This is a genomic window from Kitasatospora sp. NPDC023118 (assembly GCF_055560875.1).
On sequence record NZ_JBVHHW010000043.1, the window covers coordinates 39339 to 54082 of the forward strand.

The 14744-nt window shown below is 73.2% G+C and carries 14 protein-coding genes; 12 read left to right on the forward strand and 2 right to left on the reverse strand.

What is annotated here, in order from left to right; translation table 11 throughout:
- The 12 genes from ACZ3UD_RS34505 to ACZ3UD_RS34560 are packed head-to-tail and all read left to right on the forward strand — an operon-like array spanning nt 1 to nt 12979.
- Nucleotides 1-1305 (forward strand): O-antigen ligase domain-containing protein, encoded by a 1305-nt coding sequence (locus tag ACZ3UD_RS34505; RefSeq protein WP_465596941.1) that lies wholly within the window; start codon nt 1-3, stop codon nt 1303-1305.
- Between the two features lie 2 nt (nt 1306-1307).
- A complete protein-coding gene (locus ACZ3UD_RS34510) occupies nt 1308-2582 on the forward strand; it encodes a glycosyltransferase (protein WP_465596983.1) in 1275 nt (424 codons plus the stop codon).
- Entirely contained in the window at nt 2579-3814 is a 1236-nt protein-coding gene (locus tag ACZ3UD_RS34515; RefSeq protein WP_465596944.1) for a class I SAM-dependent methyltransferase, read from the forward strand. The genes ACZ3UD_RS34510 and ACZ3UD_RS34515 overlap by 4 nt, the downstream gene beginning before the upstream one ends.
- A complete protein-coding gene (locus ACZ3UD_RS34520) occupies nt 3811-4629 on the forward strand; it encodes a glycosyltransferase family protein (protein WP_465596947.1) in 819 nt (272 codons plus the stop codon). Before ACZ3UD_RS34515 ends, ACZ3UD_RS34520 begins: the two co-directional genes overlap by 4 nt.
- The gene (locus ACZ3UD_RS34525; protein ID WP_465596950.1) at nt 4626-5288 is read left to right on the forward strand and encodes a PIG-L deacetylase family protein; all 663 of its coding nucleotides are present in this window, start codon (nt 4626-4628) and stop codon (nt 5286-5288) included. Before ACZ3UD_RS34520 ends, ACZ3UD_RS34525 begins: the two co-directional genes overlap by 4 nt.
- Nucleotides 5289-5291: 3 nt before the next feature.
- Nucleotides 5292-6317: an NAD-dependent epimerase/dehydratase family protein gene (locus ACZ3UD_RS34530; RefSeq protein WP_465596953.1), complete on the forward strand. Its 1026-nt coding sequence runs from the start codon at nt 5292-5294 to the stop codon at nt 6315-6317.
- Nucleotides 6305-7588, forward strand: a complete 1284-nt coding sequence (locus ACZ3UD_RS34535) for a DUF4910 domain-containing protein (RefSeq protein ID WP_465596956.1) — start codon at nt 6305-6307, stop codon at nt 7586-7588. The genes ACZ3UD_RS34530 and ACZ3UD_RS34535 overlap by 13 nt, the downstream gene beginning before the upstream one ends.
- A gap of 5 nt (nt 7589-7593) precedes the next feature.
- Nucleotides 7594-8925: a hypothetical protein gene (locus tag ACZ3UD_RS34540; RefSeq protein ID WP_465596959.1), complete on the forward strand. Its 1332-nt coding sequence runs from the start codon at nt 7594-7596 to the stop codon at nt 8923-8925.
- Entirely contained in the window at nt 8922-9869 is a 948-nt protein-coding gene (locus ACZ3UD_RS34545) for a glycosyltransferase family 2 protein (protein ID WP_465596962.1), read from the forward strand. Before ACZ3UD_RS34540 ends, ACZ3UD_RS34545 begins: the two co-directional genes overlap by 4 nt.
- Nucleotides 9866-11089, forward strand: a complete 1224-nt coding sequence (locus ACZ3UD_RS34550; protein WP_465596965.1) for a polysaccharide pyruvyl transferase family protein — start codon at nt 9866-9868, stop codon at nt 11087-11089. The genes ACZ3UD_RS34545 and ACZ3UD_RS34550 overlap by 4 nt, the downstream gene beginning before the upstream one ends.
- Nucleotides 11086-11637, forward strand: coding sequence for a dTDP-4-dehydrorhamnose 3,5-epimerase family protein (locus ACZ3UD_RS34555; RefSeq protein ID WP_465596968.1), 552 nt, complete (start codon nt 11086-11088; stop codon nt 11635-11637). The genes ACZ3UD_RS34550 and ACZ3UD_RS34555 overlap by 4 nt, the downstream gene beginning before the upstream one ends.
- Before the next feature lie 7 nt (nt 11638-11644).
- A complete protein-coding gene (locus ACZ3UD_RS34560) occupies nt 11645-12979 on the forward strand; it encodes a glutamate-1-semialdehyde 2,1-aminomutase (RefSeq protein ID WP_465596971.1) in 1335 nt (444 codons plus the stop codon).
- A 7-nt stretch (nt 12980-12986) separates the two neighbouring features.
- Here ACZ3UD_RS34560 and ACZ3UD_RS34565 read toward each other — a convergent pair whose 3' ends face one another.
- A complete protein-coding gene (locus tag ACZ3UD_RS34565; protein ID WP_465596974.1) occupies nt 12987-13667 on the reverse strand; it encodes a phosphatase PAP2 family protein in 681 nt (226 codons plus the stop codon).
- A 375-nt stretch (nt 13668-14042) separates the two neighbouring features.
- The coding region (locus ACZ3UD_RS34570) for a SpoIIE family protein phosphatase (RefSeq protein WP_465596977.1) at nt 14043-14744 on the reverse strand (702 nt) is incomplete at its 5' end.

Genomic DNA, 14744 nt, shown 5'->3' on the forward strand with positions numbered 1-14744 from the left:
ATGGGCCGGGACCTGACGCACGACGGGCTGCCGGGCGGACCGGACACCGCGGAAACGCGGCCCGGCGCCCGACCGCGCCCCGCCGGCCCGCCGAGGACCGTCGAGCTGGTCTGGGGGCTGCTGATCCTCAACACGCTCGGCTCCGCCGGGGCGCGGACCATCATCCCGCTGCCCCGCTCCCTCATCCAGATGGCCACCATGGGTGCGCTGGTCTCCGCGTTCGCGCTGGCGCTCGTGCTCAATCTCCGGCTGCGCGTCCGGGCCAGCGCCTTCCTGTTCCTGCTCACCCTGATGCTGGTGCTGAGCGTGATCTCCAGCGCGAACCTGGAGTCCGGGTTCGGCGCGCTGTTCCGCTGCTTCCGGCTGGCGCTCTTCGTCGGCACGCTGTGGCTGCTCAGCCGCTGGTGGGACGGCAGCCAGACGTTCGTCCGGTACCACATCCGGATGTACTTCGCGGTGCTCGCGACGGTGGCCGCCGGCCTGGTCGTCTCACCGGGCGCGGCTATGCCCGAGCTCTACGGCGGTCGGCTGGTCGGCGCGTTGTGGCCGCTCACCCCGCCGCAGATCGGACAGTACGCCGCGGTGATCATCGGGCTCACCGTGCTGCTCCTCCTGGACCGCCGGACCACCAGGGCCAGTGCGGCGGCGGTCATCGTGCCGTCACTCGTCCTGCTCGCGTTGACCCACACCCGGACGGCCACGCTCGGCCTGATCATCGGCCTGGCGTTGGCGATCGGCTCGCTCATCCTGACCAGCGCCGCCGCCCGGCGGTTCTTCGCCTGGGCGGTGCTGTGCGCCACCGTGGCCGCGGTGGGCCTGAGTTCGCTGCTCCAGGCGTGGTTCCTGCGCGGACAGAGCCAGGAGAACTTCTCCAACCTCACCGGTCGGGCCAAGGTCTGGGACGCCCTGCTGGCAGCACCCCGGACGACCACGGAGCAGCTATTCGGCATGGGCCTGGGCGACAAGTCGTTCGGCGGGCTGCCGATCGACAACAGCTGGCTGGCCGTCTACAACGAACAGGGCCTGGCCGGCGTCACCGTCGTGGCGGCGGTCTTCATCGTGCTGGGCGGCGTCGCCTTGCTGCGGCCACCGTCGCTGTCGAGGGCCTGCGCGATCTTCCTGATCAGCTACTGCGCGATCGCCTCGTACACCGAGGCCGGGCTGGGCGACGCCTCGCCGTACCTGCTCCATCTGACCGTGGCCGCCTCGCTGCTGGCGGCACCCGCCGCGGCCGCTCCCCCCGCAACGCCCGAAATCCCCCGACGACGCATACCGCAACGGGCCCGGAGAACGGAGGGAACGTGAGCATGCACATCCTCGTGGTGCACAACCGCTACAACTCGGCGCAGCCGAGCGGGGAGAACGAGGTCGTCGACCAGGAGGTGGGGCTGCTGCGCGAGGCCGGCCACCGGGTCGAGGTGTTCGAGCGGCGCAGCGACGACATCGCCGCCCGGTCCCTGCTGGGCAAGGCCGCGGTGCCGCTGCTGGTGCCGTGGAACCCGGCGGTCCGAGCGGAGCTCGCCGCCCGGCTGCGCGCCGAACGGCCGGACGTGGTGCACGTCCACAACGTCTTCCCGCTCCTGTCGCCCGCGGTGCTGGCCGCCTGCGCCGACGCCGACGTGCCCGCCGTCGCCACGCTGCACAACTACACCCAGGTCTGCCCGCCGGGCACGCTGCAGCGCGGCGGCCGGCCGTGCACCGAGTGCGTCGGGGGGTCACCGCTGCCCGCCGTCCGGCACGGCTGCTACCGCGACTCCCGGCTGGCGACGGTGCCGCTCGCGGTCAGCCTGGCGGTCAACCGGCGGCGGTGGTGGTCCGGCGTGGAGCGGTTCTTCTGCATCTCCGCAGCGCAGCGCGACGTCCTGGCGCGGGCCGGCCTGCCGGCCGAGCGGCTGGCGGTGAAGCACAACTTCGTGCCCGACCCGGGCGCCTGCCGGACGGGCGCCGGCGAGCACCTGCTCTATCTCGGCCGACTCGCGGAGGCCAAGGGTGTGCGGCTACTCATGGCCGCGTGGGACGAGATCGCCGCGGACGGCGGTGTGGGCGTGCCGCTCGTGGTCGCCGGCGCGGGGCCGCTGGAGCGGGAGGTGACCGCCTGGGCGGCGGGCCGGGACGACGTGCGGTGCGTCGGCCTGTACGACCGGGCCCAGTGCCGGCAGGCCGTCGCGCGGTCGGTCGCCGTGGTGGCTCCCTCGACGTGGCTGGAGGCGTTCGGCCTGGTGGTCGTGGAGGCGATGGCGGCCGGGGTCCCGGCCGTCGCCGCCGGTCACGGCGCCTTCGTCGAACTCGTCGAGGACGGGGTGACCGGGCTGCTGCACCAGCCGGGCGAGGCGGCCTCGCTCGCGTCCTGCATACGCCGGATCACGGCCGAGCCGGACCGCAACCGGGAGATGGGCCGGGCGGCCCGGCGCCGTTACGAGCAGGGGTTCAGCCCGGCCGTCGGGCTGGAGCGCCTGGTGGAGGGGTACCGCACCGCGATCGCGGTGCGGTCCGGCGGCGCGGACGGCGCACCGCCGGTAGGGAACGGAAACGCTGGCTCGCGGCGGGGCACCCGCGCGGGCAGGAATGGGGGCAGGAAATGACACGATGCCGACTCTGCGGCTCGACGGCGATGGGGAGCGTCGTCGATCTGGGGGCGACCCCGCCGTGTGAGAGCTTTCTCGCCGCTGACCAACTGGACCGGCCGGAGCCGGCGTACCCGCTGCACCTGCGGGTCTGCACCGACTGCTGGCTCGCGCAGATCCCCCCGCTGATCACGCCGGAGGAGACGTTCACGCAGTACGCGTACTTCTCCTCCTACTCGACCTCCTGGGTGGAGCACGCACGCACGTTCGTCGCCGATGCCGTCCAGCGGCTGGGTCTCGGCCCCGGCGCCTTCGTGGTCGAGGTCGCGAGCAACGACGGGTACCTGCTCAGGCACGTGGTGGACCGGGGGATCCGCTGCCTCGGCATCGAACCGTCGGTGAACGTCGGCGCCGCGGCGCGGGAGGCGGGTGTGCCCACGCTCACGGAGTTCCTGGACCCGGCCACCGGCTCGGCCGTCCGCGCCGAGCACGGGCCGGCGGACCTGGTCGTGGCCAACAACGTGTACGCGCACATCCCCGACGTGGTCGGGTTCACCCGGGGGCTGCGCGCCCTGGTGTCCGACGACGGCTGGGTCTCCATCGAGGTGCAGCACCTGCTGACCCTGATCGAGGAGAACCAGTACGACACGATCTACCACGAGCACTTCCAGTACTACACGGTCGCGTCCGCGACCCGGGCGCTGGCGAGCGGCGGACTCACGCTCGTGGACGTCGAGCTGCTGCCCACCCACGGCGGCTCCATCCGGCTGTGGGCCCGGCCGGCCGAGGTGGCCGGCGAGCCGAGCCGGCGGGTGGCCGACGTGCTGGACCGGGAGAAGGCCGCCGGGCTCCAGGAGCTGTCCGGGTACACCGAGTTCTCCGCCCGGGTGGCCAAGGTGCGCCGGGACCTCCTGCGGTTCCTCATCGACGCGGCCGAGCGCGGCGAGACGGTCGTCGGCTACGGCGCCCCGGGCAAGGGCAACACCCTGCTCAACCACTGCGGCATCCGGCCCGACCTGCTCCCGTACACGGTCGACCGGAACCCCTACAAGCACGGCCGGTTCACCCCGGGCACCCGCATCCCGATCCTGGCCCCCGAGCGGATCAGCACCGACCGGCCGGACTACGTCCTCGTCCTCCCGTGGAACCTGCGGGCCGAGCTGGTCGAGCAGTTGTCCTTCGTGCACGAGTGGGGCGGCCGGCTGGTCTTCCCCATCCCGGAACTGAGCATTGTCGAGGTCAAGCCATGAAGGTCGTCCTGTTCTGCGGCGGTTACGGGCTGCGCATGCGCAGCGGAGCCTCCGACGACGTGCCCAAGCCGATGGCGATGGTCGGCCCGCGGCCGCTGATCTGGCACGTCATGCGCTACTACGCGTACTTCGGGCACACGGAGTTCATCCTGTGCCTCGGGTACGGGGCCCACCACATCAAGGACTTCTTCCTCAACTACGAGGAGACGACGTCCAACGACTTCGTGCTGCGGGGCGGGCGGACCGAACTGCTGTCCACCGACATCGCCTCCTGGACGATCACGTTCGCGCAGACCGGCATCGAGTCGCCGATCGGAGAGCGGCTGCGCCGGGTGCGCCACCACCTGGACGGCGACGAGATGTTCCTCGCCAACTACGCCGACGTGCTCACCGACGCCCCGCTGCCGGAGATGATCGACCGGTTCTCCCGGCGCGACGCCGGTGCGTCGATGATGGTGGTGCCCCCGCAGTCCTCGTTCCACTGCGTGGACCTGGGCGAGGACGGCCTGGTGGGGGGCATCACCGCGGTGAGCGAACTGCCGCTGTGGGAGAACGGCGGCTACTTCGTACTCCGCCAGGAGGTCTTCGACCACATCCCGGAGAACGGGGACCTGGTCGCCGACGGCTGCACCCAACTGGCCAAGCGCGGACGGCTGGTGGCACACCAGCACCGCGGCTTCTGGAAGCCGACCGACACCGTGAAGGAGCGGGCCGCGCTCGACGCCGCCTACGCCCGGGGCGACCGCCCGTGGGCCGTGTGGGAACGGGACGGCGCCGGGGCCGGCGCGACCGGCGGCGGGGTGAGGAGCGCGTGATCCGGCTAGGGTCAGGCGGCCTGGACCGGATCGTCGCGGTGGGGGCGCACTGCGACGACATCGCCGTCGGCGCCGGCGGCACCCTGCTGACGATGTGCCGGGCGCGGCCGGGTCTGCGCGTCGACGCGCTGGTGCTCTCCGGCGGCGGCAGCGAACGGGAGCAGGAGGAGCGGGCCGCGCTCGCCGCCTTCTGCCCGGGCGCCGACCTGCGCCTGACCGTGCTCAAGCTGCCGGACGGCCGGCTGCCCGCGCACTGGGACGAGGCCAAGGCCGCGGTCGAGGAACTGCGCGGGCAGACCGAACCGGGCCTGCTCCTCGCACCGCGCACCGACGACGCGCACCAGGACCACCGCGGCCTGGCGCAGCTGGTGACCACCGCGTTCCGCGACCACCTCGTGCTCGGCTACGAGATCGTCAAGTGGGACGCCGACCTGGGCCGCCCGGTGGCGTACCAGCCGCTGTCCCCGGAGACCGCCGAACAGAAGGTGCGGCTGCTGCAGGGGCACTACCCCTCACAACGGCACCGGCCCTGGTACGACCGGGAGGCCTTCCTCGGGCTGGCGCGGATCCGCGGCATCGAATGCCACGCGCGCTACGCCGAGGCGTTCGCCGTCACCAAACTCACTCTCAATCTGGGCACTCTCGATCTGGGGGACTGAACCTTGCGCGTACTGCTGACCGGACACCAGGGCTACCTGGGCACCGTGATGGCACCGGTCCTCGCGGCCGCCGGGCACGAAGTCGTCGGCCTTGACGCCGGCCTGTTCGCGGACTGCGTCCTCGGCCCGACGCCCGCGGACCCGCCGGGGCACCGGGTGGACCTGCGCGACGTCACGGCCGAGCACGTGGCCGGGGTGGACGCCGTGATCCACCTGGCCGCGCTGTCCAACGACCCGCTGGGCTCGCTGGCGCCGGACCTCACCTACGACATCAACCACCACGCCTCCGTACGGCTGGCGAAGCTGGCCCGCGACGCCGGGGTGCGGCGCTTCCTGTACGCCTCCACCTGCTCGGTCTACGGCGCCGCCGGCGGCGACGACCTGGTGGGCGAGGACGCCCCGCTGCGCCCGGTGACGCCCTACGCGGAGTCCAAGGTGCGGGTGGAGGACGACCTGCACGAGCTGGCCGACGACGACTTCACCCCGGTGTCCATGCGCAACGCCACCGCCTTCGGCTACTCGCCCCGGCTGCGCGCCGACATCGTGCTGAACAACCTGGTGGGCCACGCGCTGCTGTCCGGCGAGGTGCTGGTGCTCTCCGACGGCACCCCCTGGCGCCCGCTGGTGCACGCCGCCGACATCGCCCGGGCCTTCGCGGCCGCGCTGACCGCCCCGCGGCAGGCGGTGCACGACCGGGCCTTCAACATCGGCAGCGAGACCAACAACGTCACGGTCGCCGAGATCGCCGAGCAGGTCGCCGAGGCGGTGGACGGCTCGCAGGTGCGGATCACCGGGGAGGCCGGCGCCGATCCCCGCTCGTACCGGGTGGACTTCTCCCGGTTCCGCGCCGCGCTGCCCGGCTTCGACTGCGAGTGGACGGTGAAGCAGGGCGCGCTCGAACTCGCCGACGCCTACCGGAAGTTCGGGATGACCCGGGAGAGCTTCGAACGCGGCTTCACCCGGCTGGCCGTGCTGCGCCGGGCCTCCGAGGCCGGCACCGTCGACGACACCCTGCGGTGGCGCCGGTGACCACGGTCGGCGAGGAGATGCACGCACTGGTGGAGCGGCTGTACCCGCTGTGCCGGAGCATCACCGGCGACGGTGTGCGCGCCACCCTGGACATCGTCGGCGAGTACCTCCCGCTGCAGGTGCACGAGGTGCCGACCGGCACGCAGGTGCTCGACTGGACGGTGCCGCAGGAGTGGAACATCCGGGACGCGTACATCGCCGACGCCGCCGGCAACCGGGTCGTCGACTTCGCCGCGTCCTCCCTGCACGTGCTCGGCTACAGCGTGCCGGTGGCGGCGACCATGCCGCTGACCGAGCTGCGCGGACACCTACACACCCTGCCGGAGCACCCGACCTGGGTGCCGTACCGCACCAGCTACTACACGCCCGAATGGGGGTTCTGCCTGGCCCAGGAGACCCTGGACGCCCTGCCGGACGGCGAGTACGAGGTGCGCATCGACTCCACGCTCGCCGACGGCCACCTCACCTACGCCGAGCACGTCGTCCCCGGGCAGGTCGCCGACGAGGTGATCGTCTCCTGCCACGTCTGCCACCCGTCGCTGGCCAACGACAACCTGGCGGGCATCGCGGTGGCGGCCTTCCTGGCGCGGGAGTTGGCGCAGCAGACTCCCTGGTACACCTACCGGTTCATCTTCGCACCCGGCACCATCGGGGCGATCACCTGGCTGGCCCGCAACGCGGAGCGGGTGGAGCGGGTCAAGCACGGGCTGGTGCTGGCATGCGCCGGCGACCCGGGCCAACTGACGTACAAGCAGAGCCGGCGCGGCGACGCGGAGATCGACCGGGTGCTGCGCCACGTCCTGGCCGCCTCCGAACGCCCGCACCGCGTCGCCGAGTTCACCCCGTACGGCTACGACGAGCGGCAGTACTGCTCGCCCGGGTTCGACCTCGGCGTCGGCTCGCTCAGCCGGACCCCGTACGCCGGGTACCCCGAGTACCACACCTCGGCGGACAACCCGGACTTCGTCAAGCCGGAGGCGATGGCGGACACCCTCGCCGTCTGCCGCGAGGCCTTCGCCGTGCTCGACCGCAACCGGCGCTACCTCAACCTCAGCCCGTACGGCGAACCGCAGCTGGGCCGGCGCGGGTTGTACGACTCGCTCGGCGGCCGCAGCAACGCGAAGCAGGCGCAGATGGCCATGCTCTGGGTGCTCAGCATGTCCGACGGGGAGCACAGCCTGCTGGACGTCGCCGAGCGCTCCGGGCTGCCCTTCGACACCGTCGCCGTCGCGGCCGGCGCCCTCCAGGGCGCCGGGCTGATCAAGGCGTGACGCCGATGACCACCGAGGGGTTGACGTCGACGACACCGGCGGCCACGGCGGGAGCGGCCCGGCCGACCGGCAAACGGGCCGTCGTCGGTCGGCTGTCCTGGGGACTGGCCGACCAGGCGGCCTCCAGCATGACCAACTTCGCGGTGGGCATCTACGTGGCCCGCGAGCTGGGGGTGACGGCGTTCGGCGTGTTCAGCCTGGCCTGGCTGACCTACGGCGTGGTGCTCAACGTCGCCCGCGGGCTGGCCACCGACCCGCTCGTGGTGCGCTTCAGCGGCGTGCCGGACGCGCCCTGGCGCGCGGCGGCGGCCCGGTCGACGGGCGCCGCGCTGGGCGTCGGCGCCAGCCTCGGCGCGGTGTGCCTGCTGGTCGGGCTCGCCCTCGGCGGCAGCGTGGGGCCTGCGTTCGCGTGCCTCGGCGTCGCCCTGCCGGCGCTGCTGCTGCAGGACGCCTGGCGGTTCGCGTTCTTCGCCGCCGGCACCGGGAAGAAGGCCTTCGCCAACGACCTCGTGCAGGGCGTCATGCTCGTCCCGGCCATGGTCGTGGCGGCCCGGGTGGGCACCGTGGCCGCCTTCCTGCTCGCCTGGGGCGCCTCCGCCGCGGTGGCCGCCGGGTACGGCTGCCTCCAGTCCGGCCTCCGGCCCCGGGTCACCCGAGCCCGCGGATGGCTCCGCGAGCAGCGCGACCTCGGCGGCCGGTACCTGGTCGAGAACGTCAGCCTCAGCGGCGCGAGCCAGCTGCGGGCGTACGGGCTCGGCGCGATCGCCGGGGTCGGCGCGGTGGGCGCCGTCCGGGGCGCCGAGCTCCTGCTCGGCCCGTTCCTCGCACTGCTGATGGGGCTGTCGCTGGTCACCGTGGCGGAGGCGGCACGGGTGCTGAGGCAGGCGCCGCAACGGCTCGGAAGGTTCTGCCTCCTGCTGGGCGGCGGGCAGGCCGGCGCCGCGCTGCTGTGGGGCGCGGCGCTGCTGCTGATGCCGGACCGGGTCGGCGAGCTCGTCCTCGGCGACGTCTGGCACTCCGCCTCGCAGCTCATCGTGCCGGCCACGCTCGGCGTCGCGGGCGCCGGCCTCGGCAGCGGCGCGGCGGCCGGGCTGCGCGCGCTCGCCGCGGCCCGGCGCAGCCTGCGCTGCCAGCTGTTCGCCTCCGCCTGCTACCTCGGCGGGGGGCTCGGCGGGGCGGCCCTGGCCGGCACGGTCGGCTCGGCCTGGGGCGTCGCCACCGCGACCGCCTGCGGCTCGGCCCTGTGGTGGCTGCAACTGCGGACCGCCCTGCGCGAGCGCCACCACGCCCCATCCCCCGAAGTAGAGGACGGCATCCCCGAAGTGAGGACACCATGACCGCCCAACCCCGGCTGAGCATCGGCCTGCCCGTCCACAACGGCGAGGAATACCTCGCCGAGTCGCTCGACGCCCTGCTCGGCCAGACCTACGAGGACTTCGAGCTGGTCATCTCCGACAACGCCTCGACCGACGCGACCCAGGACATCTGCCGCGAGTACGCCGCGCGGGACCCGCGCATCCGCTACCTCCGGCTGCCCCGCAACATCGGCGCCGCGCCGAACCACAACCACGTGTTCACCCAGTGCCGCGGCGAGCTGTTCAAGTGGGCCTCGCACGACGACCTGTACGCCCGGGACCTCCTGCTGCGCTGCGTGGAGGCGCTGGACGAGCGACCGGAGATCATCCTCGCCCACTCCGGCCAGGCCGTCATCGACGGCGACGGCCAGGTGAAGGTCCCCTACGAGTACGGGCTCGCCACCGACTCGCCGCACGCGCCGGAGCGCTTCCGCAGCCTGCTGTTCGAGCCCGGCGGCGACGACTTCTACGGGGTGATGCGGGCCGACGTGCTGCGCCGGGTGAAGCCGCACGACAGCTACCACCACGCGGACCGCACCTTCGTCGCCGAGATCACCCTGCACGGGCCCTTCCACCAGGTGCCGGAGCTGCTGTACTTCCGCCGCGACCACCCCACCCGCGCCGAGCGGGCGAACCCCTCCAAGCGCTCCCGGTGCGTCAACCTGGACCCGCGCCGGGCGGGCCCGCTGCACCCGACGCCCCGGCTGCTCGCCGAGTACGTCTGGGGCTTCGCCTCGGCGATCCGGCGGGCTCCGCTGTCCGCGGACGACCGGCGCACGTGCTACGGCCACCTGGCCGCCTGGATGACCAGTCGGCTCCGGCCGGGCGCCGGCGAGCGGGTCGAGGACCGCGCCCCGGTCGAGCCGGCCCTGCTCACGGTCTCCGTCGACGCCCTGGTGGCCGGACGCGAGGGGAGGAGGGCATGAACCGACCCCCGCTGCGGGTCGGGGTGTTCGGCCTGCTCGGCTCCGGCAACCTCGGCAACGACGGGTCGCTGGAGGCCGTCCTCGGCTACCTCCGCACCGAGCACCCGGAGGCCGTCGTGGACGCGTTGTGCGGCGGACCCGAGGTCGTCGCGGCCCGGTACCGGATCCCCGCGACGCGGCTGCACTGGTACCGCGGGGAGTACCGGACCGCTTCGCGGGCGGGCGCCATCGCGGCGAAGGGGCTGGGCAAACTCGTCGACGCAGTCCGCACCGCCGCCTGGGTGCGCCGGCACGACGTGGTGATCGTGCCGGGCATGGGCGTCCTGGAGGCCACGCTGCCGCTGCGGCCGTGGGGCTTCCCGTACGCGCTGTTCCTGCTCTGCGCGTCCGGCCGGCTGTTCGGCACCCGGGTGGCGCTGGTCGGCGTCGGCGCCGCCGCGATCCGCAACCGGCCGACCCGGGCCCTGGTGCGCTGGTCGGCGCGGCTGGCCGCGTACCGGTCGTACCGGGACACCCTGTCCCGCGACGCGATACGGGCGATGGGCGTGGACACCGCGCGGGACGAGGTCCACCCGGACCTCGCCTTCGCCCTGCCGACGCCGCCCGCGAGCGCGCCCTCCGGCACTCCGGGCGTGGTCTGCGTCGGCGTCATGGACTTCCACGGCGGCAACGACGACCGGGCCCGGGCCGAGGAGATCCACCGGCGCTACCTCGACGGGACGACCCGCTTCGTCCGCGCACTGGTCGAGGACGGCAGGCCGGTCCGGCTGCTCACCGGCGACGACGTCGACGCGACGGTGGTCGCCGAGATCCTCGAAGCGGTGGACTCGCCGCTGGTCACCGCTGCCGAAACGGCCTCACTGGCCGACCTGATGGAAGAGACGGCGGCCGCCGACACCGTAGTGGCGACCAGATACCACAACCTGGTCTGCGCGCTGAAGGTCGGCACGCCGACGCTCGCCCTGAGCTACGCGGCGAAGAGTGACGCGCTCATGGACCAGATGGGGCTGGGCACTTACTGCCACCCGGCGCGCGAGGTCGACGCCGACCGGCTGATCGAGCAGTTCCAGGAGCTGGAGAAGCGCTCGCCGGAGCTGCGGCAGACCCTCGCCGAGCGGAACCTGGCCGCCACCCGGCGCCTTGAGGACCAGTTCAGCGCGCTGACCGCGGCCCTCTTCCCGACGACCGACCACACCCACGCTTCGAGGGAGACGCCGTGAAGGCGACCGAAGTCCCGGCGATCGCCGACGCGTTCATGTTCCGACCGACCCCGTACGCGGACGAGCGCGGCTTCTTCTGCCGCACCTTCGACGCCGACGTGCTCCGCTCGGTGGGCCTCGCTCCGGACGCCTTCGTCCAGCACAGCGTGTCCCGCTCGGTGAAGGGCGTGCTGCGCGGCCTGCACCTGCGCTCCGGCGCGGGCGAGGCCAAGGTGGTGCGGTGCTCGTACGGGGAGGTCTTCGACGTCGTCGTGGACCTGCGCCCGGACTCGCCGACCTACCGCAACGTGGCCTTCTTCGAGCTGTCCGGCGAGACGCAGGTCAGCGTGTACGTCCCGGCGGGGTGCGCGCACGGCTTCCAGGCGCTGACGGAGACCACCGACGTCTCGTACCTGATCGACCGCCCGCACGATCCGGCCGAGGACGTGACGATCGCCTTCGACGATCCGGAGCTCGCCATCCCCTGGCCGCTGCCGCCCACGTCGATGTCCAAGCGGGACCGGGAGGCGCCGAGCCTCGCCGAGGTCCTGCGGCAGAAGGAGAGCTGAGGCCCGCGTGGACACCGAATCCACCGAAGAGTTCGCCCTGCCCCGGTCGCGGGCGGCGAACGAGAAACTGCACGCCGTGATCCCCGGGGGCGCGCACACCTACGCCAAGGGCGACGACCAGTACCCCGAGAACCTGGCCCCGGTCATCAGCCACGGCCGCGGTGCCCACGTGTGGGACGTCGACGGCAACCGCTACGTCGAGTACGGCTCCGGCCTGCGGTCGGTCAGCCTCGGCCACGCCCACCCACGCGTGCTGGAGGCGGTGCGGCGGGAGCTCGACCGCGGCAGCAACTTCGTCCGGCCGTCCATCGTGGAGGTCGAGGCCGCGGAACACTTCCTGGCCACGGTTCCGACCGCCGAGATGGTGAAGTTCGCGAAGAACGGCTCCGACGTCACCACCGCCGCGGTGCGACTCGCCCGCGCCGTCACCGGGCGCCCGCGGGTGGCCGTCTGCGGCGACCATCCGTTCTTCTCCGTCGACGACTGGTTCATCGGCACCACGCCGATGTCCGCCGGGATTCCGGCCGCGATCACCGACCTCACCGTGGCGTTCCCCTACCGGGACCTGGCCGCCACGGAGGAGCTGCTCACCCGCTACCGGGACGAGGTCGCCTGCCTGATCCTCGAACCCGCCGGTCACACCGAGCCGCCGCCCGGGTACCTCGCCGGCCTGCGCGAGCTGGCCGACCGGCACGGCTGCGTACTGATCTTCGATGAGATGATCACCGGCTTCCGCTGGTCCGAGGCGGGCGCCCAGGGCCTGTACGGCGTCGTCCCCGACCTCTCCACGTTCGGCAAGGCGCTGGGCAACGGGTTCGCCGTCTCCGCGTTGGCCGGACGCCGCGACCTGATGGAGCGGGGCGGGCTGCGTCACTCCGGCGACCGGGTGTTCCTGCTGTCCACCACGCACGGTGCGGAGACGCACTCGCTGGCCGCCGCGATGGCCGTGCAGACCACCTACGTCGAGGAGGGCGTCACCGCTCGGCTGCACGCCCTCGGCGAGCGGTTGGCCGCCGGTGTCCGCGAGGCCGCCGCCTGCATGGGCGTCGGCGACCACCTCGTCGTCCGGGGCCGGGCCAGCAACCTGGTCTTCGCCACCCTCGACGAGGACCGGCAGCCGTCGCAGCAGTACCGCACCCTGTTCCTGCGCCAGCTCCTCGCGGGCGGAGTGCTGGCCCCGTCGTTCGTGGTGAGCAGCGCGCTCGACGACGCCGACATCGACCACACCGTCGACGTGGTGGCCCAGGCATGTGCCGTGTACCGGAAGGCACTGGACGCCGCTGACCCCGCCCCCTGGCTGGGCGGGCGGCCGGTGAAGCCCGTGTTCCGCCGACTGGCGTGACGCGACGTCAGCGACGCTCCCTCCGACCGGCGTCGGTCATCCGACCGACCAGCCGGTCGACCAGCCACGCGGTCGCCGGTACCACCGCCAGCGCGGTGCACCAGCCGCCGAGGACGTCGGTCGGGTAGTGCGCGCCCAGCGCGACCTGCGCCCAGCCCATGGCGGCGCCGGCGACCAGCGCCGCAGTGAGCACGCGTAAGGCGTCGACCGGCCCGCCGCCGAGCCCGTCCCGGCCCCGGCGGCGGGCCGCGAGCATCGCCACCGTGAGGGCGAGCGCGGCGAGGAAGGCGGTGTGCCCGCTCGGGTAGGACAGGTTCCCGCCGTGGATGGTGCGTCCCACCAGGTGCTTCAGCAACGTGGCCGTCCCCACGGCCATGGCGACGCCGGCGACGACGAACACCGCCGCGCGAGGACGCCGAAGCAGCAGGCAGCCCGCGACAGTGGCCGCGACCAGCGTCGCGGCTCCCACCGGCTCCCCAAGGGAATCCATGGCCAGCGCGACGGACCGCCACGACGGCCCCACACCGTCCACCGCCGCCCCGATCCGCGCGTCCGCCCCGCCGGGCTCGCCCTCGTCGGCATACCGGATCCCGAGCACGACGACCACCAACGCGGCGAAGGCCGCAACCGACCCGAGCCACACACGCAGCGACGGGAGCAGCACCGCGGACTCCGGCCGGCCGGTCACACGCCCACCGCGTCGGGTCGACCTGCGGGCACGACGGCGGGGCGTTGTGTCCGGGCGACTCCGGTGACGGGACACACAGGCCGTGGCGTGCCGACTGGGCCGACTTCCGGGTCCGCTCCGGCCAGGCGATCCCATGCGATCCCCCCATCGTGTCCGACCCACCCTCCAGCGACCACAACGGCCCCGCGGACACCCCGCTCCCGCTGTCAACCTGACCGGCAATCCGGTCGCGGCAAACCACTGACGGACTGTCACCGAGCTTGAACCGCACCCTGCTTCGTAGCACCCCTGGAGCCAGGCCCATGCTACTGGCGTACGGCGACGTACGAGCAGCGCCGGCACCACGCGAATACCCGGGCGAGAAACCCGCGGGGGCTACAGCAGCATCGCCTCGAACCGGTACTCGGGTGCGGTCAGCGGTTGCTCTGACCAGATGACCTTGCCGCGTGCCGTGTACCTGGTTCCCCACCGCTCGGCCAGCTGGGCCACCAGGAACAGGCCCCGGCCGCCCTCGTCCATGATGGCGGCGTAGCGCAGGTGCGGGGCGGTGCTGCTGCCGTCGGAGACCTCGCAGACCAGGCTGGTGTCGCGCAGCATGCGCACGCGGATCGGCTCGGCGCCGTAGCGGAGGGCGTTGGTGATCAGCTCGCTGAGGATCAGCTCGATGGTGAAGGTCAGTTCCTCCAGGCCCCAGGCGGTGAGCTGGTCGGTGCATGCGTTGCGGATGCGGGAGACGGCGGCGAGGTCGTCGGGTACGTCCCAGGTGGCCACCCGGGACGGCTCGAACAGGCGCGTGCGGGCGACGAGGAGCGCGATGTCGTCGCTCGGACGCGACGGGACCAGCGCGTCGAACACGGCCCGGCAGGTCTCCTCCGGGGACCCGCCCGCGTGGGCGCTGGCCAGGGAACCGAGCAGCGCGGCGAGTCCGTTCTCCAGGTCGCGCTCGCGGCCGGTGACGAGTCCGTCGGTGTAGAGGACCAGCGCGGTGCCGGGTGCCAGCTGGAGTTCGGTGGTCTCGAAGGGCAGGCCGCCCACGCCGAGCGGCGGCCCGGCGGGCAGGTCGACGAACTCCACGCT